Source organism: Candidatus Binatia bacterium, from assembly GCA_036493895.1.
GTDB lineage: Bacteria > Desulfobacterota > Binatia > UBA1149 > CAITLU01 > DATNBU01.
This window is the reverse complement of record DASXOZ010000064.1, coordinates 25288-47567: the sequence shown is the minus strand read 5'-3', so window position 1 is coordinate 47567 and position 22280 is coordinate 25288. Positions and strand designations below refer to the sequence as shown.

Below are 22280 nucleotides of genomic sequence, written 5' to 3'. Positions count from 1 at the left end.
GTGGATCTTCCACGGCATGACCCAGGTGCAGGGTTTCCTGCTGTGCTTCGCGATCGGCTTCCTGTTCACCATGATCCCGCGGCGCACCGGCAGCGCTCCGCCGTCGACAATGGAGATGATTGCCGGCATCGCGGCTCCGGTTTCGACGGTGATCGCTGCGTGGCTGCAGAAGTGGGCGATGTCCCAGCTCGGATGGGTCCTCGCGTGCGGCCTTCTGCTGCGATTCGCGGTGGTGCGCGCCAGGCGAGCGCCGGCACTGCGCCGACCGCCGGCGAGCTTCGTATGGATTCCCGTCGCGCTGCTGGTCGGCCTGTGCGGCTCGGTGATGACCGGCGTCGGGGCGTCGCGAGGTCCGTCGGGCATGTGGCTTCACCAACTCGGCCAGCAACTCGTGCTGCAGGGCGTGTTCACGTCTCTCGTCGTCGGAGTCGGGGGCTTCCTGCTTCCGATGATTACCCGCGGCCAGGGACCCGGCCCGTCCGGCGCGAAGGGAGAGCTTGCGGCCGTGACGCTTCACCTCGTGGCCGCGGCCATTCTGGTCGCCAGCTTTTTCGTGCAGCAGCTCGGGTCGATTCGCGAAGGATGCGCTCTTCGTGCGGCGGTCGTTGCCGCAGAATTGCTGTTTGGCGCCCAGCTGTGGAGGCTGCCGAGCGTGCCGGGCTGGAACCGGCGCCTGGTCTGGATCGCGGCATGGATGCTTCCGACCGGATTCGCCGCAGCGGCGCTGTGGCCCGATTATTACGAGGCCGGCCTTCACGTGAGCTTCGTCGGAGGCTTCGCGACGCTTTCGCTGGCGGTCGGCACTCACGTCGTGCTCGCCCACGGCGGAAAAGGCGACCTCGTCTCGGGACAGCCCTGGCAGGTCGGTGCGATCGCGCTGCTGATGGGCGCGGCGCTGGTCTCGCGCGTCGCGATGACGGTGCAAGCCGCCCACCGCAACGCGTGGATGGCCACGGCGGCAGTATTTTTTCTTGCGGCGACGGCCGTTTGGATGGGGTTCCTTCTCCCGATCGTCGCGGGCCGGCTGACAGGAGAGAGGCAAACCTGAAATGGCGATTCCCGTGTCTCCTTCACGATGCCGTCATGGCGCAAATGCGAATCAGTTCTCATGAGTGATCCACGAATGAACCCTCGAGAATCTGCTGTCCGCGTCAGCCCGGCAGGCAGCCTGCTGGCCGCCGTCGTCGTTGCCTCGACGTTTTTCGCGGGGTGCGCCGCGCAAAACCCGGCCCCGCTCGCAGAGGCCGCTCGCTCACCGGTAGCCGGCGTGGCCGCCGTGGACGGCGCACTGCGAAGAGCGTGCTACGACTGTCATTCGGCGACCAAAGCTCCGCCGTGGAACGCAAAGATCGCGTTCTCGTACTGGATTCCCCAGCACACGCTCGATGCGCTCGATTTCGACCGCTGGTCCACCTACGACGACGCGCGGCGCCGCGCGCTGTTGCAGCTCATCGCCGCAGTCGTGCGCAAGGGCGACATGCCGCCCGGCGACTACACGTTCTTTCACCCGGGTGCCCGGCTTTCGGACAGCGAAAAGGCGGCGATTCTTGCGTGGGCAACTGCGTCCTGAAGCGACCGCTCTCGCGCCATGTCCCGGGATCGTGATATGCGCGCAGCGGCGCGGGCTCACGGCCCCGCCAACGTTGTGCCGATTGGCCAGGTGAACCATGGGCTATGAGCTGATTCGCGTCGAGAGGGACGGAGCCGTCATGGTCCTGACGCTCAACCGTCCGGACAAGCTGAACGCGTGGACGCCCGCGATGGCGGTCGAGCAGGCGGCCGCAATCGAGGCGGCCAACGCCGATCCTTCCGTCGGTGCCATCGTCATGACGGGCGCCGGCCGCGGCTTCTGCGCGGGCGCGGACATGGAAGCGACGTTCAAGTCGCGCCTCGACGGCGTCGATCCCGGCAGCGATACCGCGTCCGGATCGGGTGGAATGCCGGCCGGACTGGACTGGGTCGCGCTGATGCGCCGGTCCAAGCCGATCCTCGCCGCCGTCAACGGTGCCGCAGTCGGTATCGGCATGACGATGATCCTTCCGTGCGACATCATCGTCGCATCCGAGAAGGCGAAGTTCGGCATGCTGTTCATCAAGGTGGGGCTGGTGCCGGAACTCGCAAGCACGCATCTGCTCACCAGCCGCGTCGGTTTCGGCGCTGCCAGCGAGATGTGCCTGGCGGGAAGGCTCTACTCGGGGGCCGAAGCGTTCGCGATACGCCTGGCCGACCACCTGGCCTCACCCGAAGAGCTGATGCCGAAAACGCTCGCGCTCGCGGCGATGATCGCGCAAAACCCCGATCCCCAGCTGCGCATGACGAAGGAGCTGCTGTCGCGCAACGCAGCCGAGAGCGATCTTGCAGCGGCGCAGAAGCTCGAATCGCAGATGCTGCGCGAGTGCTGGAAATCTGCCGAACATCGCGAAGCGGTCACGGCGTTCCTCGAGAAGCGGCCGGCGCGATTTCGCTGAACGCGCCCGGTCCCCCGTGTCGGGCGCGATGTCGCGTCCGCGCACCCGCAGGCGGAGCCGCGCAGCGTGTCGGGCCTTGCAATCCAAACGCAGTGGACGAAATCTCACCGGCATGCCGATGCCTCTCTCGACGCGACGCCGATTCCTCCTCCTGGCCGGCTCGACCGGTGCTGTCGTGGTGGCCGCCGCGCTGCCGGCGCAAGCGCGCAACGACAAGGTCTCTCCCGCCGAAGACCTGATGCGCGAGCACGGAGTGCTCAAACGCATCCTGCTGATCTACGATGAAGTCGCGCGGCGCATCGACGCGAAACAGGAATTCCCTGCTCGAGCAGTCGTCGAGTCGGCCGACCTGGTGCGGCGCTTCGTCGAGGACTATCACGAGAAGCTCGAAGAGAACTTCCTGTTCCCGGCCTTTGAAAAGGCCGGGATACTCACCGATCTCGTCGCCGAGCTGCGCAGGCAGCACGAAGCGGGCAGGCGCGTCACCGATGACGTCCGCACGCTGGCAAAAGGCTCCGCCGCGGACCGACCGACGCTGGCGCGCTCGCTGCGCCAGTTCGTGCGCATGTACGCACCTCACGAAGCGCGCGAGGATACGGTGCTGTTCCCGGCGATGCACCGCGTGTTCTCGTCCCGGCAGTACGACGCGCTCGGCGAGCGCTTCGAGGACCAGGAAGAAAAGCTGTTCGGTCGCGGCGGCTTCGAGTCCATCGTCGGACACGTGGGCGACATCGAGGAGGCGCTGGGGATTTACGACCTCGCGGAGTTCACGCCGAAAGTCTGATCAGCGGCACTCGCAGGTGTTCTGGACCGGGCCTACCTGGGTGGACTTGGTGGAACCGAGTGTCCTTTCGCAGAACCCGCACTGGCAGTTGGCCTGCTGGGGCGCCGAGCACTGGATCGTGCACGCGGGATACTCGCGTCCCTGGCACATGAAGCCTCCGCAGGAGCACGAAGTAGGCGTCGGCGGAACCACCACTTGCGCCGTCACGACCGGCGAGCCCGGCGATCCCACTGAGGAAGAAGAGCCGCGAAGATTTCCATCACGGATCGCGGCCGCCACTTCGCCACTTGCCACGACTGCTCCGGCACCGATGATGCCCACGACCCCGAGGACGACGGTCTGCCACAATCCTTTGCTCGACCAGCCTCGCATGAGGGCCTCCTCGGAAGGCGCGTCGGGAACGCGCTCCGAGCGTTGGACGCCGATGCCGCTGGAGTATTTCACTGGAACTGGCGCCGCTGCCGCGTCATAGAGAAAGAAGGCCTGGTCGACCCCCCGATGAGCAAAGCATTCACCAAGGAATCCGACTCGGACGAGGACGATCCCGACCGGGAAACCGCGTCGATCGCGGGATTCCAGAACTACATCACCCCGGCCGGCTACAAGCGCCTCAACGACGAGCTGTCGCGACTCTGGGACGGTGAAAGGCCAAAGCTCGTCGAGACGATCGCGTGGGCCGCCAGCAACGGCGACCGCTCCGAAAACGGCGACTACATCTACGGCAAGCGTCGCCTTCGCGAGATCGACCGGCGCATCCGCTTCCTGTCCAAGCGCATCGACAGCGCACGCGTGGTGGACAACACGGGACGCAGCCACGAGCGCGTATTCTTCGGCGCGACCGTCACGGTCGCCGGCGACGACGGCGGCGAGCGTACGATCAGCATCGTCGGCATCGATGAGCTCGATCCCGCCAACGGCCGCGTCTCGTGGATCTCGCCGGTTGCAAGGGCGCTGATGAACCAGTCGGTCGGCGACGTCGTGACGCTGCGCACGCCGAAGGGCGCCGAGCAGCTCGAGATCCTCGAGATCCGCTATGATGTGCTGCCTTAGAAGGTTGCGGCTGCCGATGCGCTCGACGTCGCACGGAAAGTCTGCGACCTTCTGCGCGTGAGCCGCTCCACTGCTGGGAACGCGCCATGAGCGACGTCACGATCTACCACAATCCGGCCTGCGGCACTTCGCGCAGCACCCTGGCGCTGATCCGCGAGCATGGCATCGAGCCCACTGTCATCGAGTACCTGAAGCACCCTCCGGGCAAGCAGAAGCTTCGCGAGATCGTCGCCGCGACGGGAAACGGGGTCCGCGCGCTGCTGCGTGAGAAGGGGACGCCGTACGCGGAGCTTGGCCTGGCCGACACGAAATGGAGCGACGAAGAGCTGCTCGATTTCATGGTCCAGCACCCTGTCCTGATGAATCGCCCCATCGTCGTCACCTCTGGCGGTGCGCGCCTTTGCCGTCCCGCCGAGCTCGTGCTGGAGATCCTGCCGTAGCGGTGTGAAAGAGCGCACGGCCTGCGTGGCCTCGCGCCGCAGGTCTGCTAGCCTGTCCTGTCGCTCAGTGCAGCACGGCCGGCGCGCCGACTATGCATACCGCTCGACAAGGAGAACAATTGATGCCGTCACCGAGAATGCTTCGCCTGATCCTTTCCTGCCTCGTGGCCATGACCGCTGCGTGCGCAGCCAGCTCGCCTGCTTCGCCGCCGGCTCCGACTGCCGAGGTTGCGACGGCGTCGTCCGCCAAGGGCGGCGTGCGCGAAGCGACGATCACCGCGACAATGGTCGTCGAGAAGGTGGACCTCGCCAGCCGCAACCTGACGCTCAAGGCATCCGACGGAGAGGTCGAGACCGTGCAGGTCGGCGACGAAGTGCGCAACCTCCCGCAGGTCAAGAAAGGCGACCACGTCGTGATCACCTACTACGAGGCTGTCGCATTCCAGGTGTTGCCGTCGAAGAAAGCCGTGCTGTCGATGACGGGTCTCGAAGGCAAGGGCCACGCCAAGGCCGGCGAGAAGCCGGGCGCCGCCGCCGCCAGGGAGATTCACATCGTCGCGAAGATCGAGAAGCTCGATCCGAAGGCCGGCACCGCGGTGCTGCTCGGACCAAAAGGAAAGACGTTCACCGTCGACGTCCAGGATCGGTCGAACTTCGAAAAGGTGAAGGTCGGGGACGTCGTCGAGATCGTCGCGCGCCAGGCACTGGCCGTCGACGTCCACCCGGCACACTGAACGATGTGGCTTTCCCCACTCGGGGGTGGCCCGTTCCCCGGTCGCTGAAAAAAGCAGCGCGGCAGCGGCTTGCCGGCACGGCGGGCCGCGCCGCGCCTTGCGACGCCGCTCACGTCGCGAAAGACTCGCCGCGTCGCGACACATCCCCCAGCTTCCTTGCGGAGAGCTGCCGCTCTCCGCTTGCACGGAGGTCCTGCGCATGGCGGCCAAGGATTGGCGAATCAGCGGAGTCGAGATCAGCAGTTGCAACTGCGCGTACGGTTGCCCTTGCCAGTTCAACGCGCTGCCGACGCACGGCAACTGCGAGGCCGTGTTCGTCATGCACATCACGAGCGGCCACTTCGGCGACGTGAAGCTCGACGGACTGAAATGGGGACAGCTCCTCAAGTGGCCCGGTCCCGTCCATGAAGGCAACGGCCACCGCCAGGTGTTCGGCCAGGAGACGGCGAACGCAGAGCAGCGGCGCGCGATCGAGACGATCGCATCGGGAAGCGTCTCGGACGAAGGAACCTTCTTCCAGATCTTCGCTGCGATGACGCCGCACGTCGAGCCACCGGTCTGGCGCCGGCTCGAGTTCGAACACGACGTCGATGCGCGACATGCGCGCGTGAGCGTCGACGAGTTGCTCGACGTCACCATCGAGCCGATCCGCAACCCGATCACCGGAGCCGAACACCGCGCGCTGGTCGAGCTGCCCCAGGGCTTCGAATACCGTCGCGCCGAGTATGCAAGCGGCGCGATCTCGAGCCGCGGTCCCATCGCGATGAAACATTCCGGAACCCACGCCCACCTGGCCAGCGTCGGCTGGGACGCCCACCGCCGCGTCGAGTGACCGCGGTCGCGCGCACGACGGCGCTCGAAGCGGCACTGCGCCGCGAACGGGCGTGGATCCTGCTGTCGCTGGCGGTTGCCGCCGGTGCGTCCTGGGTCTGGATGGTGCCGACGGCACTCGACATGTACGGCCGCATGGAGGGGCCGGCGGCGTGGATGATGCAGGGGCGCTGGGACCTGCGCTACGCGGCCCTCATCTTCCTGATGTGGGCGACGATGATGGTCGGCATGATGCTGCCGAGCGCCGCGCCGACGATCCTGTCGTTTGCACGCATCGTGCGCAGCAGCGCAACCGCCGATGCGCCGGTCGCGCGAAGCTATGCGTTCGCGGCCGGTTACCTGCTTGCGTGGACGGCGTTCAGTGCAGCCGCAACCCTCGTGCAGTGGGCGCTCAGCAGCACCAGCCTGCTCTCCCCGATGATGCAGGCTGCGGCGCCGTGGCTGAGCGCCGTCATCCTGCTCGCCGCCGGCATCTACCAGTGGACTCCGGCCAAACAGACGTGCCTGCTCCACTGCCGCTCCCCGCTCGACTATCTCGCGCGCCACTGGAGGCGCGGCATCGGCGGTGCGCTTCGCATGGGCGTCGAGCACGGCTTCTTCTGCATCGGATGCTGCTGGGCCCTGATGCTGCTGCTGTTCGCCGGCGGCGTGATGAGCCTTCCGCTCATCGGCGCTCTGACGGGCCTCGTCCTGCTCGAGAAAGCGGCTCCTCACGGCGTGCTCGTCGGTCGTGCGGGCGGATCGCTGCTCGCGGCGGCTGGAGTATGGCTGCTCGTCGGCGCCTGAGGCTTGCGTTTTTCGGCATGGGGCCACGCAGTCGTGACGAGTAGTCGTGGAAGGAAGCCGCCCTTCGTCCTGGCCACCGCTCTCTGCCTCGTCCCTATTCTCGCTGTCGCCGCCACCGCACCGCCTCAGCCGAAAACCGGTCCCGGCGGCAGTGAAGCGACCCACGCGAAAGTCGTCTCCGCGACGTTCGGCAGCGGCGCGAAGGCATACTCGATCTTCGAGCCTGCCGATCCCGCGCCGGAGCAGGCACCCGTTGTCGTCTTCCTTCACGGCTGGAGCGCGATGGATCCGCGAGCCTACGGTTCCTGGATCGACCACCTCGTTCGCCGCGGCAATATCGTCATCTACCCGCGCTACCAGGATTCGCTGAGGACTCCGGTCAGGGATTTCACGCCCAATGCGCTGGCCGCGGTCAAGGATGCGCTCGCGCGCCTCGGCAGCGAGCCGTCGCACGTGCGCCCCGACCTCGGCAAATTCGCGCTGGCCGGACATTCGATGGGAGGCGTACTCGCCGCCAATCTTGCCGCGCTTGCCTCGTCGTCCGGACTTCCGGCGCCGCGCGCGGTGCTTGCTGCCGAGCCGGGAAAAACCTGGGCAGAATCCGGCAGTATCGCGGTGCACCTGGAAGACCTCGGCCGAATCCCCAAGGACACGCTGCTCGTGACGATTGCCGGCGACGCCGACACGCTTGCGCGCGACATCGATGCGAAAAAGATCTTTCACGGCGCGACCTCGATCCCGCCGGAAAACCGCAACATGGTGCGGATGCGATCGGACGACCACGGATCGCCGCCGCTCGATGCGACGCACTATGCGCCGGTGGCACCCGGCGCCGATTTTGCCGAAGGCGCGACGTCTCCGGTCGCGGCCGCGCCCGCAGGAGGCGCAGCGGCAAACTCCGCAGCGCCGCAGGCCGGCACGTTTCGCGAGCGAATGCGTGAACGGATCCGCCAGCGGCTCTCCGCGCGTCGCGAAGCTTCAGGCAGCAGCGAAGGCCAAAGCGCCGCGCCGATGCGCGGCGTGGACGCGCTCGACTTCTACGGCACCTGGAAATTGCTGGACGCCCTTACCGACGCGGCGTTCTTCGGAAAGAACCGCGAGTACGCGCTCGGCAACACGCCGCAGCAGCGCTTCATGGGAACCTGGAGCGATGGAGTAGCCGTCAAGGAGCTCGAAGTCACGACGGGGCCCTGAAGCGTCCACGCCCGGCGCTACCCGCACGAGCGCGTGCGGCATCGCCCGGCTGCGGAAGAATCGCGCCTTCTACGGATTTCCGTACAGCTACTACGGCGCGCACATCGACCATCGCGTCAGGCCCCAGCGCGCCGACCTCGTCGCCCAGGCCGTCGTCCCCGATGACGCCCTCGGCGCCCACACCGCGTCGCTCGGGCTTGCATGGTCGGATCACAACGCGCTGCCGCCGGGCTTCGCGCCGGGAATGTTCGTCGGCCGGCACGGCTCCTGGAACCGCGACCCGCCGAGCGGCTACGACGTGATTCTCGTCGCCTTCCGCGACGGTCGTCCGGCCCGCGATCCGGTGCCCGTCCTCAGCGGATTCCTCAGCGGCGACGCCAGGATCGCCTACGGCCGTCCGGTCGGCGTGGCCTTCGACAAGCGCGGCGCCCTGCTGGTCGCCGACGACGTCGGGAACACGATCCGGCGCGTCGCCGGACGCTGATCGCCGCGCCGCGTCCACACAATCTTCGCTGCGCGCCCTCCCCGCCGCGCGGACCGGTACCACGCGAGCCTCGCGACGTGCTAAGAGCGCAGCGGGGAATCGCCGGCCGCGCCGGCGACGGGAAAAAGAGAGGCCGGACGTTCTCGCGGCAGGACCGGGACCGTCTGCGCACCAAGGAGGGGATCGTGGGCAGGACGGTTCTGATCACGGGGGCGTCGTCGGGAATCGGCGATGCCTGCGCACGGCATCTCGTATCGCTCGGTCACAAGGTTTACGGCGCCCAGAGGTCGCGAATCGAACCTGGAGGTGCGTTTCGCAGCGTCGTCATGGACGTCACCGATGACGACTCGGTGCGGCGCGGCGTGGGCGAAGTGCTCGCCGCCGAAGGCCGTATCGATGCCGTCGTCAACAACGCCGGCTACGCACTGATGGGCTCGATCGAGGACAGCACGATCGACGAGGCCCGCGCGCAAATGGAAACAAACTTCTTCGGCGTGCTGCGCGTCTGCCGCGAAGTCACGCCGATCCTGCGGCGCCAGGGCAGTGGGCACATCATCAACATCAGCTCCCTGGCCGGGATCCTCGGGCTTCCGTTCAGCGGCCTCTACAGCGCGTCCAAGTTTGCCGTCGAAGGACTCACCGAGAGCCTCAGGCACGAGCTGAGGCCGTTCGGGATCCGCGTCGCGATGATCGAGCCCGGCGACATCCGCACGAATCTTCCGGCCAACCGCCGGATGGCCTCGGGAGCGGATGCCGGTAGCGCCTACGCTGCGATGTTCGACAAGGTGAAAACGGCGCAGGACAAGGACGAAGCGGCGGCGCCGGGGCCCGAGATGGTCGCAAAGAAAGTTGCGGGACTGCTGGAAGACCCGAACCCGTCGCTGCGCCACGTCGTCGGCATGACCGGCCAGACCATCGTCGTACCGGCCAAGCGCCTGCTTCCGCAGTCGCTGTTCGAAAGGGTGCTGAGGACGGCGCTCGGGATCTGAGCGGCCAGCGGCCGCCGGCCGCCAGCCTGCGTCGCTACGCCGCGACGTCCTCGCCGGGGAGCGTGCCCTCGTAGAGACGAAGCTGGGGCCAGCGCGCGACCAACCACAACGTCGCGACGATGGTGCCGATGCCGCCGGAGACGATCGCGAACGGCACGCCGAACAGGCTTGCGACCACGCCTGCCTCGACCTCGCCGAGCTGGGGGCCGCCCTGGAAGAAAATCTGGCTGATGCTGCTCATGCGCCCGCGCATGCTGTCAGGCGTCTGGAGCTGGCGAATCGTGTTGCGAATGATCGTGCTGATCGCATCGGCCGCGCCCATCAAGGCCAGCGCGGCGACGGCGAACACGAAGCTCGAGGTGAGGCCGAAGGCGACCGTGGCGATGCCGAACACCACGACCGCCGCAACGATGGTGCGGCCCTGGCGGCGGATCCCGCTCATCTGCGAAACGAACGCCGCCGCCAGCACCGATCCCACCGACTGCGCGGAGACCAGCACGCCGTAACCGACCTCTCCCACGTGCAGGATGTCGCGCGCGACGATCGGCATCATCGTGTTGGCCGACGCGAAGAACGTCGCGAAGAAATCCAGCAGCATGCTCGACAGGATTACCGGCCTCGAAAGAATGAAGCGCGCCCCGTCGGTCGCGGCGCGCAGGCTGATCCCGGGCGACGTTTTCCGGTCCTGCTCGATCGGCCCGATGACGACGAGGGCAGCGATGACCGCGAGAAACGACAACGCGTTGAAGAGGTATGCGTACGCGAGGCCGAAGCGTGCGATCACGATCCCGCCGGCCGCGGGGCCGGCAATCGCGCCGACGTTGAACGCGATCGACGACATGCTGAAGGCGTTCGGCAGGTCGACCACCGGCACGAGATTGGGAATCACCGCCTGGCGAGCCGGAAGATCGAACGCGAGCGCCGCGGCCTGCACCGCCGTCAGGATGTAGATCCAGCCGAGATCGACACGCTGCGTGAACGTCAGGTACGCGAGCATTGCGGCCACGCCTGTCATGATCGTCTGCGTGACGAGCAGGATGCGGCGCCGGTCCCAGGTGTCGGCGACGGGGCCTCCAACGAAGGAAAACAGGATGACCGGAAGGATGCGCGCGAGCCCGATGCCGCCGAGCTCCATCGGGTTGGGAGCATCGCTCATCGAGCGGATGTGCCAGTGGATCGCCGCAAGCTGCATCTGCGATCCGGCCATCGAAACGACGAGCCCGAACCACAGCAGCAGGAAACGGCGGTGGCGAAGTGACGACGGGACGCCGAGCGGCATCGCGACTGTATATCCGGCGCAGTCGAACGCGTACAGGCGGCGCCCGCCGCGAGCAGTTCCAGGCACGCTCCGGAAGCCGCGCGTCAGCCGATGCGCGCAGTAGTCGGCCGCCTACACGCACGCTTCGCTTGGACGCATGGAAATCCGCGAGTCGAGCGCGTGCTCCCGCGATGTTTTTCTTGACGCGGACGTGACCGCCTTGCTATTCGACTTGTCGGATTTCGCGCGACACGCCGGCGCCGATCCACCACACGTCACGTTTCCGCTCAAAAAGGGCTTCATGGCCATCCGCCTTTCCCGCACCGCCGCAGCGCTGGCTGCCGCCGCCTCGTCGACGATTTTTGCCGCTGCGATCGCCGGCGCCGGCACCGGCTCTTACAGCGGTCCGCTCTACAACCACGTACGGCAGAAGTCGTCGCACAATTCGTACGAGCGCGTCGAGAGCATCGGCGACCAGATCGTCTACCACCGTGTGCATTCGGTGGAGTTCGACCTGCACGCCACCGGCACGGCCGGCGACTTTGCCGTCTACCACGACACCGACGACAGCTATAACCGCTGCCGAACCCTGTCGGGCTGCCTGCGCAACGTGATGTCGGAGCACGACATCAATCCGAGCCACGAAGTCATCACGATCTTCATCGATCTGAAGGACAACTTCACGACCGGCCACGACCGCGCGACGTTCGACACCCTGATCTCGAACTGGCTCGGAGCCGCAAACAAGAAACCGGCCGAGCTGCTCGCCGACTGCCCCGGCGCGACGACGCTGCAGGGTTCGGTCAAGGGCGCGTGCCGCTGGCCGAGCGTAGCCGAAATGAAAGGACGCTTCTTCGTCGTGATCGCCGGCGGTTCCGGCCAGTACGCGAGCACCGCGGCCGTCGCGACCGATCCCGCCCGCCAGGCGTACGTCGCCGGCGACTGGGCCACCCAGAGCACCGACAGTTTCCGCCTCTTCTTCAACCACGACGGCGTCGACGCCGCGCAGGCCCAGGCGATCTTCAACGCCGGTTTTATCAGCCGCGACTACAATCTGAACGACAGCACGAGCTTCGCGGCCGCCAAGGCCAGCTCCGTGCACCTGCTCGCGACCGACAAGGTCAACTACCACCAGGACACCTGGGCCGAGACGCACAACACGAACCTGTGGCCGTTCGAATGCATCACGGGCAGCTGTCCGACCGGCGCCGAGGCCCAGCCGAGCGGCATCTCGCTGCTCGTCAACACCGAGGACATCGACGGCAACACCGATTCGGGATTCTTCTTCCACGAGATCGGCCCGTCCACCGGCAACATCGATACGAGCGGCGGTTACACGTACTGGGAAGCCGACATCCACCAGGCCGAGTCGCACGTCGGGAGCCAGATGACCAAGGGCTGCCTGATGGCGCGCGCCAGCCGCACCGGCGCGACGGCGCCTTATTTCGCCGTCTGCACGACCGGCGACGACAATCAGCCGCGCATCCAGTGGCGCACGGCGACGGGCAGCGGGTGGGGAACCACGTCGTACTCGACCGAGCAGCTCGGAGTGAACTCCGAGAGCATGGTGTTCTTCCGCCTTCGCTGTAAATCGACGTCGACGACGAACGAGACCTGCGACGGCTGGCTGTCGCCGAATAATCAGGCGTGGTACCAGATCGGCAGCTCGGTCACGTTTTCGACGCAGCTCAAGTACCAGGGGATCGCGGCCAGCTCCCACGGCACCGGCGAGCCGCGCAAGTTCTATTTCGAGCACGTTCGCGAGCAGACGCCGGGCGCCGCGTGGGCGTACTTCACGACGGCCAGCGCCGCTTACAACAACGTCATCGGATCGGTCTATTCGTGGAGCGTCTTCGACGGGCTCGGAACGACTTCGCAGCCGGGACCGAACTGACGCTCACCGGCGGCGAGCTTCACGCTGGCCAGTGAAAGGTCCTGCGAGCGGACCGCGCCACTAGAACGGAAGTCCTTCCTGGGCCGGCCGCTCGGCCTCGATGTTGCGCGCGTCGTCGTTGCGCACGCTGTTGACCGCGGTGGAGACCGCGTGGCCTTCGATGACGCCGGCGTCGCACGGCGCGAGAAGATCGCCGATACGCTCGGGATCGGTGCAGGAGGAGTCGAGCCAGCGCGCGACGCCTTCGCGGTCGAGCAGCACGGGCATGCGGTCGTGTACCGGGGCCAGCACCGTGTTGGCGCCGGTGGTCAGAAGGCAACAAGTCTCGATCCATTCCCCTTCGGGGCTTTTCCATTTCTCCCAAAGCGCGGCGATCGCCAGCGTGCACGAAGTCTGCGACGGGCGGAAGTACCACGGCTGCTTGCGCGTGCCTTCTTTTTTCCACTCGTAAAAGCCGCTTGCCGGCACGATGCAGCGCCGCCGGCGCACGGCATCGCGAAAGGCCGGCCTGGTCGCGGCGGTCTCCGAGCGCGCGTTGAGAAGTTTCGATGCGATCGACGGGTCCTTCGCCCACGACGGCACCAGGCCCCAGCGCATCGTCAATAGCTTTCGCTCGCCGCCGTCGCTCCGGACGACGACGATGTCCTGCATCGGCGCGATGTTGTAGCGCGGCCTGAGCAGCAGCCCGCCGGTAGAGGCAGAAAATTCCGCAGCCAGCGCATCGGCCGGCGTCGACAGCACGAAACGACCGCACATCGGCTTTGTTTCCTCTTGGCCTATCGGCCTATCGGCCTATCGAAAGGGGTGGACCGGATGCACGAGGCGGGCGACGAGGCTTCCCTTCGACCACAACTCGAGATCGCCGCCGACCATGCGGAAGGAATCCGTCGCGATCATCGCGTGCAGCACGGCCTCCTCGGTATCGGAGCTGACACGGTCGCAGAGGCGTCGGTTGTTCCTCAGGTTCGTGAATTCCAGCCTTCCGGTCGCCGCATAAAGGCGATAGCCGGACGACATCTGGTTGCATCCGGTGGTGCCGGTCAGGATGCGTCCGCTCTCCCTTGTCATGATGAATCCGGCAACCGGGAGCGCCGACGGCAGCGGCTCGTGGAAACCGGGGATCTCGACGAAGATCCAGTCGTGGCCGAACAGCGACTCGAGGTCGACGTTGCCTACGTCGGCCGCCGGAGCGACGGGCGGCGCGGAGGGAGCAGGAGGAGGGGCGGCGACGACCGGCCATGGCGCGGTCGTCGCGCAGCCTGACGCGATCGCGATAGCGCCCGCGCAAATCGCGACACGCAGCCGACGGAACGATGACTGGGCGGATGATCCGGGCATCGGTTTGGCCTCTGCCCGGATCATTTTCCTGTTCTAGCGCCCGTTCAACGCGAAGGCCGCGCCCTGGGGATCCGTGCACTGCGCGATGCGGCTGCCGCCGGGCACCTCCATCGGGCCCATCATCACCTTGCCGCCGCTCTTGCGGACGCGTTCGATGGCGGCATCGAGGTCCGCGACCTTGACGTAGTAGAGCCAGTGCGGCGGCGCGGGATACCCCGTGGGGCGCGTCATCATGCCACCGAGGGTATGTCCGTGCTTTCCATAGAGCTGATAGATGCCGTTGGGCATCGGCACGGCCTGCTCCTTCTGCCAGCCGAACAGCTCGGCATAGAAGTGCAGCGCTGCTTCCTGCTCTCCGGCCAGAAGCTCGTTCCATGAGACGTGGCCGTCGGGAACCTCGTCGAGCCAAGGCGCTTCGGGGCCGTTCGGCTTGATCATCGCGATCACGGCGCCTTGCGGGTCGGACACCATCGCGATGCGACCGACGTCCGGAAGATCGGTCGGCGGCACCACCTCGTGGCCGCCCAGGGATTTTGCCTTGGCGACGATCGCATCGACGTCGTCGACGTACACGTAGCCGACCCAGCGCGGCGGCGCGCCGGCTTTTCGCGCTTCTTCGGGAAGCGTCATCGCGCCGCCGATCCCCTGCGCACCGGCTTTCCAGATCGTGTAGTCGCCTTCGGGTCCGCCGAAGCGGTCGGTGCCCCAGCCGATAACGTCGCCGTAGAACTTCTTCGCGCCTTCGACGTCGCTGGTGGCGAGCTCGTACCAGACGTATTTTCCGTGGGACTTGCTCATCACTTTCTCCTTCGTCTGCTTGCGTTCCATACGATCCGCATGATCGAGCATGATCGAGCCCGTCGCGCTCAGCTCAGGGGAAACCCCGAGTAACCGCACTCGGCAGATTCCCTGCAGAGCGCGAGGTAGTTCTGCAACCCCGCGTAGTTCAGAAGCTGGCGCTTCTTGCCCGGAATGTTCGCGCCCATGTACCCCTCCGCTCCAGAGCTCCGACAGCGAACGTCCCGAAGAGCCGCGCAGGTCGATCTGCGTCAGTCCACCGGTGCCGGCGTCGAAGCCGGCGCCGATGACGAGCGCATCCGGATCCTCACCTGCCGCTGTGACTGCTGCGCTCGCGTCCATCTCGTTTCCTGCATCGCGGGTCTCGCGATTCCCGCCGGCCGCGATTGTGCCATTGCGCCCTTCCTCGCGCACGGACACGGCGCCTCTTGTGGGTAGTGCGGAGTCGATTGTCGGCGTCGCAGGATGCAGCCATAATGCCGTCTATCGGGAGGGGGGCAGGAGGACTGCCGCCCGTGTCCAAGCTTTCTCGCCGCCAATTCCTGGGCGCTTCGGTCGCCGCAGGTACGGCACTGGCAACTCTTCGTTTTCCGCAGCCGGCCGAAGCATCCGGTCACACGGCCGACGTCATCGTCGTCGGCGCCGGCCTTGCCGGCCTCACTGCCGCACGCCGCATCTCGCAGGCGGGCCGCTCGGTACTCGTGCTCGAGGCCAGGGACCGCGTCGGTGGCCGCACGCTCACGCACCAGCTGGCAAGCGGCAGCTACAGCGAGCTCGGCGGCATGTTCACCGGACCCACGCAGGACCGCATCCAGGCCCTCGCCGGCGAAGTCGGCGTCGACCTGTTCCCGACCTACAACACCGGCAACAACGTCTTTTACGCCAACGGTCGCCGCGAGGTGTTTCCGAACAACACTCCGTTCGGCACCGCGCCTGCCGATCCCGTCGTTGCCGGCGACATCCTCGCCGTCGTCACGCTTCTCGACCAGATGGCCACCCAGGTACCGGTCGATGCGCCGTGGACTGCCGCGAATGCGAAACAGTGGGACCGCCAGACCCTCGATTCCTGGCTGCGCTCCAATTCGAGCGGCAGCGACGAGTTCATGGCCGTGGTGTCGGCGGCCACCGAGGCGATCTTCGGCTGCGAGCCCGGCGAGATCTCGCTGCTGTTCACGCTGTTCTACATCGCCGCGTCCGGCAACGAGCAGAACCAGGGAACGTTCGAGCGCAACTTCAACACGTCGGGCGGCGCGCAGGAGAGCCGCTTCGTCGGCGGCTCCCAGATGGTTGCCCTGAGCGTGGCCGCCGAGCTCGGCAGCAGCGTGCTGCTCGACATGCCGGTCACGCGCATCCAGCAGGGGGATCAGGGCGTCGCCGTGTGGTCCGATCGTCACCGCGTGCGCGGGCAGTACGTGATCGTCGCGATTCCGCCGACGCTGGCCGGACGCATCCAGTACGAACCGCCCCTTCCGGCGCTGCGCGACCAGCTCACGCAGAGAATGCCTGCGGGCACGCTGATGAAGTTCGAAGCAGTCTACCGCACTCCGTTCTGGCGCGACGCCGGCCTGACGGGCCAGGCCATCAGCGAGAACGGACCGATCAAGGTCACCTTCGATACTTCGCCGCAGGACGGCAGCCTCGGCATCATGATGGGATTCATCGGAGGCACCGAGGCCCGGCACTGGGAAGCCCAACCCGACACCGCGCTGAGCGACGCCTGTCTCACCCAGCTCGCGACGTTCTTCGGCAACCAGGCCCTCGATCCGATCGAGGTCGTGACGTTCGCGTGGGCCGAAGAACAGTGGAACCGCGGCTGTCCGGTCGCGGTGCTCGGTCCCGGAACTCTCGGCGATTTCGCCGCCGCGCTGCGCGAGCCGGTGGACCGCATCCACTGGGCCGGCACCGAAACCTCGACGTTCTGGAACGGCTACATGGACGGCGCGGTGCGCTCGGGAGAAAGAGCCGCGGCGGAGGTGCTTTCCGCGCTCGGTTGAGAACTCCACAGTGCGCTAGCGCTCGAGCATCAGCGTGACCGGCCCGTCGTTGTGGATCTCGACGTGCATCATCGCGCCGAAGCGGCCGGTCGCAACCACGAGCCCGGATTCGCGCAGCAGCGCGCAGAAGCGCTCGTACCATGCATTCGCGAGCTGCGGCTGCGCCGCCCCGGAGAATGACGGACGCCGGCCTTTCACGACGTCGCCGTAGAGCGTGAACTGCGAGACGACGAGCACGGCGCCCGCGACCTCGACCAGGCCGAGGTTCATCTTTCCTTCGGCGTCGGCGAACAACCTCAGGCTGCGGATCTTGTCGGCCATCCACGCGACCTGCGCGTCGCCGTCGTCGTGCGTGAAACCGACGAACAAGCAAAGGCCGCGCCCGATTCGACCGACTTCTTCACCGTCGATCGAAACGGATGCGGCAGAGACACGCTGCAGAAGGACTCTCACTGGAACGGCTGCGCCGCTTCGATACGGCGACCGCTCTCGATAGCCAAAGCCGGGCGGCGCCGCCACCGCCGGATTCGACGATCCCCGGCGGCCGCGACGAGCGGCAGTGGCGAGACGAGTCCTCTGCAGTTCCGTCTTCCGCCCTGCGTGCTAGCCTTCGCGGCATGCCGGGGAACAAGGCGCGCTCGCGCGCAGGGTCCAGCTCGAGCTCGACGGGCACGCGCCGCCGGCGCCGAGTGCCCGCGCCCGCCAAATTGCCGACGCCGTCACCGGTAGCGGCGTCCGCGAATTCAGGGGCGCGAGCAAAGCCGACGACGGCGCTCGCCCGGGCCCTCAGCTCCACCAAGCCGCCGCGCACGACTGCCGCGACGGACACGATGCTCGACCTCGTCGCTGCCACCGCCCATCTTCGGGCCAGCGATCCGGTGCTCGCGCGCGTCATCGACGAGATCGGCCCCTGCCGCCTCTCGCCCAACCGCACCCGCAGCGTCTTCGCGGCGCTTTCGGAAGCAATCGTCTACCAGCAGCTCACAGGGAAGGCGGCTGCGACGATCCACGCACGCCTGGCCGCGCTGTTCCCGAAATCGCGTTCCGGCATTTTGCCGTCGCACATCCTTGCAGCGCGCGACGAAAACCTCCGCAGCGTCGGCCTGTCGCGGGCCAAGGTCGCAGCGCTTCGCGACCTGGCCGAGAAAGTCCGCGACGGTACGGTGCCGTCGCTCGCGCGCATCGAATCGATGGCGGACGACGAGGTCGTCGAAGCTCTCGTTCGCGTGCGCGGCATCGGGCGCTGGACCGCCGAGATGCTGCTGATGTCCCGTCTCGGGCGACCGGACGTCCTTCCCGTCGACGACTACGGAGTGCGCAAAGGCTTCGCGGCCGCGTACCGCAAGAAGGACCTGCCGACCCCGAAGGCGCTGGCTCTCCATGGCCGGAAGTGGAAGCCGTGGCGCAGCGTCGCGAGCTGGTATCTGTGGCGTGCTGCAGACGGCGTCACGAGACGCACTGCCCGCGCCGCGAAAAAACCGGACTGAGCAAAAAGGAGATTGCCGACGTGGACGTGATCGAAGCGATTCGCGGGCGCCGCTCGACGCGCGCCTTCCTGCCCGACCCGGTCGGAGAAGACGAGCTTCGCAGCATTCTCGAAGTCGCGCGCTGGGCGCCGTCGGGTGGAAACTGCCAGCCGTGGCACATTTACGCGCTTTGCGGCGGTTCGATGCAGCGTTTCCGCGAAGCCGTCGCCGAGGCCGCACGCGAAGCACCTCTCGGGGAACCGACGGAATTCCCGATGTATCCGCCGCAGATCAAGGAACCGTACCGTTCGCGCCGCTTCGAGTGCGGCGAGGCGCTGTATCGCAGCATCGGCATCCCGCGCGAGGACAAGCCGTCGCGCATTGGCCAGCTGGCGAAGAACTTCGATTTCTTCGGCGCGCCGGCAGCGTTCTTTTTCGCGATCGATCGCCAGATGGGCCCGGGCCAGTGGGCCCACCTCGGCATGCTGATGCAGACTATCGCACTGGTGGCCGAGTCGCGCGGACTGGCAAGCTGCATGCAGGAGTCGTGGATGCAGCGGCACTCGCTGGTGCGCCGTTTCTTCGAGGTGCCCGACCACTGGCAGCTCTACTGCGGGATGGCGATCGGATACCGCGACGACGCGGCAGCGATCAACTCGTGGCGCACCGAAAGGGCCCACGTCGACGAGTTCGCGTCGTTCCGCAGCTGAACGGCGAGCCGGGGCCTGTCCCCAATTCCACTCAGTGCAGACGAAACGTCAGCTCGCTGCGCACCTGCACCATCGAGTCGCGCTGGTCGTGAGTTGCCGGCGGCCGCGTCACCCAGAGCGGAGTCCAGAAAACCCCGATTCCCGCGTAGAGACGGTCGGTGATCGGCATCGTCAGCCCCGAGCCGAGCGAGAACGTCACGGTATCGGACGCCATCCTGGTGCGGTCGGGCTCGTCGAACTCGACGCCCTTGACGTGGAATTCGCCGTTCAGGTAGTTCACACCGACCGACAGGTACGGCGCCAGGCCGTGCAGCGCATCGATGCGATACGATCCCGCCAGCTCGAGGCCGAGCGTTCTCTGGATCGCGGCGTCGTTGGACACCGCGTTGCAGCCGTAGGGATTGCCGTCGGAGCCTGGCGGAAAATGCGTGACGTTCTCCGGGCACGTGTAAGGTCCGCGCACCTGTCCGACCTGGGTGTGAAGGCGCAGCCCCGCCGTCACGGGGCCGTCGTCGACGACCGGCTTCTCGAAAGCCAGCGAGACGAGGTGCGCACGCACGCCGAAGATTTCGATCGGCGGAATGTACCCGACCCACATCGAGACATCCCACGGAAGCCCGATGACGAGGCCGGGCCGGCCGAACACCGGGGCCTTGTTGAGGTCTTCGGTCTTGGTCCCCGAAAAACCCACGGTCCTCTCTTCGGCATCGAGCTGGGGGAGCTCGTAGAGGTCGACGAACGCATCGACCGTCCATGGATCACGATGGCGCGGGGCACCGACTCCCGCGAACGACGTCGCCGACTGGTAGAAGAACATCGCCCACGACTCGGGCTCGTGGCCGGAGAGGTTCTGCGTCGGATCGGCCTTCGCGGCGGAAGGCAGGAAAAGGGCAACAGCCAGCAGGGCCGCCGCGGCAGGCATTCTCATGTGGGGGAGGCTAGCCCGGCGCCCGTAGCCCCCGCAATGGGAAGGGCGGGATGCGCGGACGCCGGGTGACGGTGGCCACCCGCCGGGCGCACCCGATGAGGTGGAGTTCACATCGCAGGACGTCTGCGGTTCTGGGAACAGGGGCGGCAACGTGCTTTGCTGATGGTCATCCCGTGATGCGTCTGTTTCCGCTCACTCTCCTGGCGTCCATTCTGGCAGTCGCGAGCCCTGCGGCGACGACATTCGCGGCCGAGCAGGTCATGAAGCTCACATCGCCGGCGTTTTCTGCTGGCGGCTCCATTCCGACCATCTATACGTGCGAAGGCAACAATACGTCGCCACCTCTGGCCTGGAGCGGGGCTCCGGCGGGAACAAAAAGCTTCGCGCTCATCGTCCGCGACCCGGACGCACCGGATCCTGCGGCGCCAAAACGCACGTTCATCCACTGGGTCCTCTACGGCCTGCCGGCCTCGATGAACAAGCTGGCCGACGGCGCCGGTGCGAGCGATGACGGCGTCGCACCCGGCCGTCATGGCCTCAACGACTGGTCGCACCGCGAGTATGGCGGACCCTGCCCACCGATCGGACGACACCGCTACTTCTTCGAGCTTTATGCGCTCGATACCGATCTTCCCGTCCAGGAGCAGCCGACGCACGACTGGCTCGAGACGGCGATCAAAGGCCACGTGCTCGCGCGCGGCGAGCTGATGGGTACGTACCAGAAGGGCCAGAAGTAGGCCCCGCCGGCGTTCATCGTTTCATCGACTCCCGGCCGCTATGCGCCGGGAGTGGGGAGCAACAGCCATGACCACGCCTCGTTTTTTTCTCCGCTGTATTGCTGAAGCCGCGCTCGTCGCCGTCTGCGCCGCCGCGCTGCAGCCGTCCCCGGCGCACGCCGACGAGACGTGCATGTCGCCGTACATGCCGAAAATCACCGGCCAGGAAGATTACGTCTACGTGTGGACGCTCGGCGTCGACGGTCTCGGCGACGGCTCCGACAAGCTCGTGACGATCGGCGCCGATCCCGCCTCCAAGGACTATGGCAAGGTGATCTCGTCGACGTCGGTCGGAGGCCGCCACGAGGCGCACCACGGCGGCTTCACCGACGACCGTCGTGAACTGTGGGTATCGGGCATCGATGACGGCGCGATTTTCGTCTTCGACGTCGCGTCCGACCCTGCCCACCCGAAGCTCGAAAAGACGATCTCGACATTCGAGACAGACAGCGGCCTTGCCGGCCCCCACGGCTTTTACGCGCTGCCGGGCCGCATGCTCGTGCCCGGCCTTTCCAATGCGAAGGACCGCGACGGCCGCACCGGCGTGGCCGAGTACAGCAACGCCGGCAAGTTCATTCGCACGGTGTGGATGCCACCGGACGCCGAGTACGGCTATGACGCGCGCGTGCAACCGCGCCTCGACCGCATGCTGACGTCGTCGTTCACCGGCTGGAAGAACTACATGCGCCCCCTCGGCGACCTGATGAAGGACCCGGAGGCGATGAAGCACTTCGGCAGCACGATGGTCGCCTGGGACTTCCATGCGATGAAGCCGCTGCAGGTGATGCAGGTTCCCGGCGCCCCGCTCGAGATCCGCTGGGCGCTCCAGCCCCAGCACGATTATGCGTTCTCGGCAGCGGCATTGACGTCGAAGCTCTGGCTGATCGAGGCCGGGAAGGACGGAAAATTCGCGGCAACAGCCGTTGCCGACATCGGCGATCCGTCGAAAACACCGTTAGCGGTGGACATCAGCCTCTCGCTGGACGACCGCTATCTGTTCGTCTCGACGTTCATGGACGGCAAGGTGCACGTCTTCGACGTCAGCGATCCGCACCATCCGAAGGTCGTCCTCGAGCAGCAGATCGGCAAGCAGGTCAACATGGTTTCCGAGAGCTGGGACGGCCGGCGCGTCTACTTCACGTCGTCGCTGCTCGCGAACTGGGACAAGACCGGCGCCGACAACGAGCAGTTCCTCAAGGCCTACCGCTGGGACGGCAAGACGCTGACGCCGGCGTTCACCGTCGATTTCACCGCCGAAAAACTCGGTCGCCCGCACCACATGCACTTCGGATCGAAGAGCTTCTACTCGAACCAGGTCGCCGCGGCTCCTGCCGCACGACCCGGCTCGTGATCCGCGC

At 66.7% G+C, this 22280-nt stretch carries 24 protein-coding genes and 1 pseudogene; 18 read left to right on the top strand and 7 right to left on the bottom strand.

Features of this window, described 5'->3' with window-relative positions:
* The 4 genes from VGK20_14745 to VGK20_14730 all read left to right on the top strand — a co-directional run.
* A partial coding sequence (locus VGK20_14745; GenBank protein HEY2775303.1) for an NnrS family protein occupies positions 1-1048 on the top strand: 1048 nt, incomplete at its 5' end.
* Between the two features lie 75 nt (positions 1049-1123).
* Positions 1124-1570, top strand: coding sequence for a heme-binding domain-containing protein (locus tag VGK20_14740; protein HEY2775302.1), 447 nt, complete (start codon positions 1124-1126; stop codon positions 1568-1570).
* 97 nt (positions 1571-1667) lie between these two features.
* Positions 1668-2468, top strand: coding sequence for an enoyl-CoA hydratase-related protein (locus VGK20_14735; protein HEY2775301.1), 801 nt, complete (start codon positions 1668-1670; stop codon positions 2466-2468).
* Positions 2469-2580: 112 nt separating this feature from the next.
* A complete protein-coding gene (locus VGK20_14730; protein ID HEY2775300.1) occupies positions 2581-3252 on the top strand; it encodes a hemerythrin domain-containing protein in 672 nt (223 codons plus the stop codon).
* Here VGK20_14730 and VGK20_14725 read toward each other — a convergent pair whose 3' ends face one another.
* Entirely contained in the window at positions 3253-3624 is a 372-nt protein-coding gene (locus VGK20_14725) for a hypothetical protein (protein HEY2775299.1), read from the bottom strand. It abuts the gene before it with no gap.
* A gap of 126 nt (positions 3625-3750) precedes the next feature.
* On the opposite strand from VGK20_14725, the gene greB reads away from it, so the two are divergent.
* The 8 genes and pseudogenes from greB (at position 3751) to VGK20_14685 (ending at position 9760) form a co-directional block, all read left to right on the top strand.
* Positions 3751-4302, top strand: a complete 552-nt coding sequence (gene greB / locus VGK20_14720) for a transcription elongation factor GreB (GenBank protein HEY2775298.1) — start codon at positions 3751-3753, stop codon at positions 4300-4302.
* Between the two features lie 86 nt (positions 4303-4388).
* Positions 4389-4742, top strand: a complete 354-nt coding sequence (arsC, locus tag VGK20_14715; GenBank protein ID HEY2775297.1) for an arsenate reductase (glutaredoxin) — start codon at positions 4389-4391, stop codon at positions 4740-4742.
* Between the two features lie 122 nt (positions 4743-4864).
* Positions 4865-5476, top strand: coding sequence for a hypothetical protein (locus VGK20_14710; protein HEY2775296.1), 612 nt, complete (start codon positions 4865-4867; stop codon positions 5474-5476).
* A 199-nt stretch (positions 5477-5675) separates the two neighbouring features.
* Positions 5676-6308, top strand: a complete 633-nt coding sequence (locus VGK20_14705) for a DUF1326 domain-containing protein (GenBank protein ID HEY2775295.1) — start codon at positions 5676-5678, stop codon at positions 6306-6308.
* The gene (locus VGK20_14700; protein ID HEY2775294.1) at positions 6305-7093 is read left to right on the top strand and encodes a DUF2182 domain-containing protein; all 789 of its coding nucleotides are present in this window, start codon (positions 6305-6307) and stop codon (positions 7091-7093) included. Before VGK20_14705 ends, VGK20_14700 begins: the two co-directional genes overlap by 4 nt.
* A 33-nt stretch (positions 7094-7126) precedes the next feature.
* Positions 7127-8287, top strand: coding sequence for an alpha/beta hydrolase fold domain-containing protein (locus VGK20_14695; protein HEY2775293.1), 1161 nt, complete (start codon positions 7127-7129; stop codon positions 8285-8287).
* Between the two features lie 64 nt (positions 8288-8351).
* Positions 8352-8771, top strand: a pseudogene (locus VGK20_14690) (sorbosone dehydrogenase family protein).
* 185 nt (positions 8772-8956) lie between these two features.
* Positions 8957-9760 carry an SDR family oxidoreductase gene (locus VGK20_14685; GenBank protein HEY2775292.1) on the top strand — a complete coding sequence of 268 codons (804 nt, stop codon included), beginning with the start codon at positions 8957-8959 and terminating at the stop codon, positions 9758-9760.
* Between the two features lie 34 nt (positions 9761-9794).
* On the opposite strand, the gene VGK20_14680 is transcribed toward VGK20_14685, so the two are convergent.
* Positions 9795-11039: an MFS transporter gene (locus VGK20_14680; protein HEY2775291.1), complete on the bottom strand. Its 1245-nt coding sequence runs from the start codon at positions 11037-11039 to the stop codon at positions 9795-9797.
* 280 nt (positions 11040-11319) lie between these two features.
* Here VGK20_14680 and VGK20_14675 point away from each other — a divergent pair, with 280 nt between their 5' ends.
* On the top strand, positions 11320-12912 hold the full coding sequence (locus VGK20_14675) for a hypothetical protein (protein HEY2775290.1): 1593 nt from the start codon (positions 11320-11322) through the stop codon (positions 12910-12912).
* 60 nt (positions 12913-12972) lie between these two features.
* Here VGK20_14675 and VGK20_14670 read toward each other — a convergent pair whose 3' ends face one another.
* The 3 genes from VGK20_14670 to VGK20_14660 are packed head-to-tail and all read right to left on the bottom strand — an operon-like array spanning position 12973 to position 15048.
* The gene (locus VGK20_14670; GenBank protein ID HEY2775289.1) at positions 12973-13668 is read right to left on the bottom strand and encodes an SOS response-associated peptidase; all 696 of its coding nucleotides are present in this window, start codon (positions 13666-13668) and stop codon (positions 12973-12975) included.
* A gap of 36 nt (positions 13669-13704) precedes the next feature.
* The gene (locus VGK20_14665; GenBank protein HEY2775288.1) at positions 13705-14250 is read right to left on the bottom strand and encodes an META domain-containing protein; all 546 of its coding nucleotides are present in this window, start codon (positions 14248-14250) and stop codon (positions 13705-13707) included.
* Between the two features lie 33 nt (positions 14251-14283).
* The gene (locus VGK20_14660) at positions 14284-15048 is read right to left on the bottom strand and encodes a VOC family protein (GenBank protein ID HEY2775287.1); all 765 of its coding nucleotides are present in this window, start codon (positions 15046-15048) and stop codon (positions 14284-14286) included.
* A gap of 515 nt (positions 15049-15563) precedes the next feature.
* Between VGK20_14660 and VGK20_14655 the strand changes: the two genes are divergently transcribed.
* On the top strand, positions 15564-17042 hold the full coding sequence (locus VGK20_14655) for a flavin monoamine oxidase family protein (GenBank protein HEY2775286.1): 1479 nt from the start codon (positions 15564-15566) through the stop codon (positions 17040-17042).
* Positions 17043-17057: 15 nt separating this feature from the next.
* Here the strand turns inward: VGK20_14655 and dtd are convergent, their stop codons facing one another.
* Positions 17058-17495, bottom strand: coding sequence for a D-aminoacyl-tRNA deacylase (dtd, locus tag VGK20_14650; GenBank protein HEY2775285.1), 438 nt, complete (start codon positions 17493-17495; stop codon positions 17058-17060).
* A 377-nt stretch (positions 17496-17872) separates the two neighbouring features.
* Here dtd and VGK20_14645 point away from each other — a divergent pair, with 377 nt between their 5' ends.
* Together VGK20_14645 and VGK20_14640 are read left to right on the top strand one after the other, a co-directional pair.
* Positions 17873-18529: a DNA-3-methyladenine glycosylase gene (locus VGK20_14645; protein ID HEY2775284.1), complete on the top strand. Its 657-nt coding sequence runs from the start codon at positions 17873-17875 to the stop codon at positions 18527-18529.
* A gap of 20 nt (positions 18530-18549) precedes the next feature.
* Complete coding sequence (locus VGK20_14640; GenBank protein ID HEY2775283.1) at positions 18550-19218, top strand: nitroreductase; 669 nt, start codon at positions 18550-18552, stop codon at positions 19216-19218.
* A 31-nt stretch (positions 19219-19249) separates the two neighbouring features.
* Here VGK20_14640 and VGK20_14635 read toward each other — a convergent pair whose 3' ends face one another.
* Positions 19250-20146 carry a hypothetical protein gene (locus tag VGK20_14635; GenBank protein ID HEY2775282.1) on the bottom strand — a complete coding sequence of 299 codons (897 nt, stop codon included), beginning with the start codon at positions 20144-20146 and terminating at the stop codon, positions 19250-19252.
* Between the two features lie 260 nt (positions 20147-20406).
* Here VGK20_14635 and VGK20_14630 point away from each other — a divergent pair, with 260 nt between their 5' ends.
* Positions 20407-20883, top strand: a complete 477-nt coding sequence (locus VGK20_14630) for a YbhB/YbcL family Raf kinase inhibitor-like protein (GenBank protein ID HEY2775281.1) — start codon at positions 20407-20409, stop codon at positions 20881-20883.
* 67 nt (positions 20884-20950) lie between these two features.
* A complete protein-coding gene (locus VGK20_14625) occupies positions 20951-22273 on the top strand; it encodes a selenium-binding protein SBP56-related protein (GenBank protein ID HEY2775280.1) in 1323 nt (440 codons plus the stop codon).
* The last annotated feature ends 7 nt before the right edge of the window (positions 22274-22280 follow it).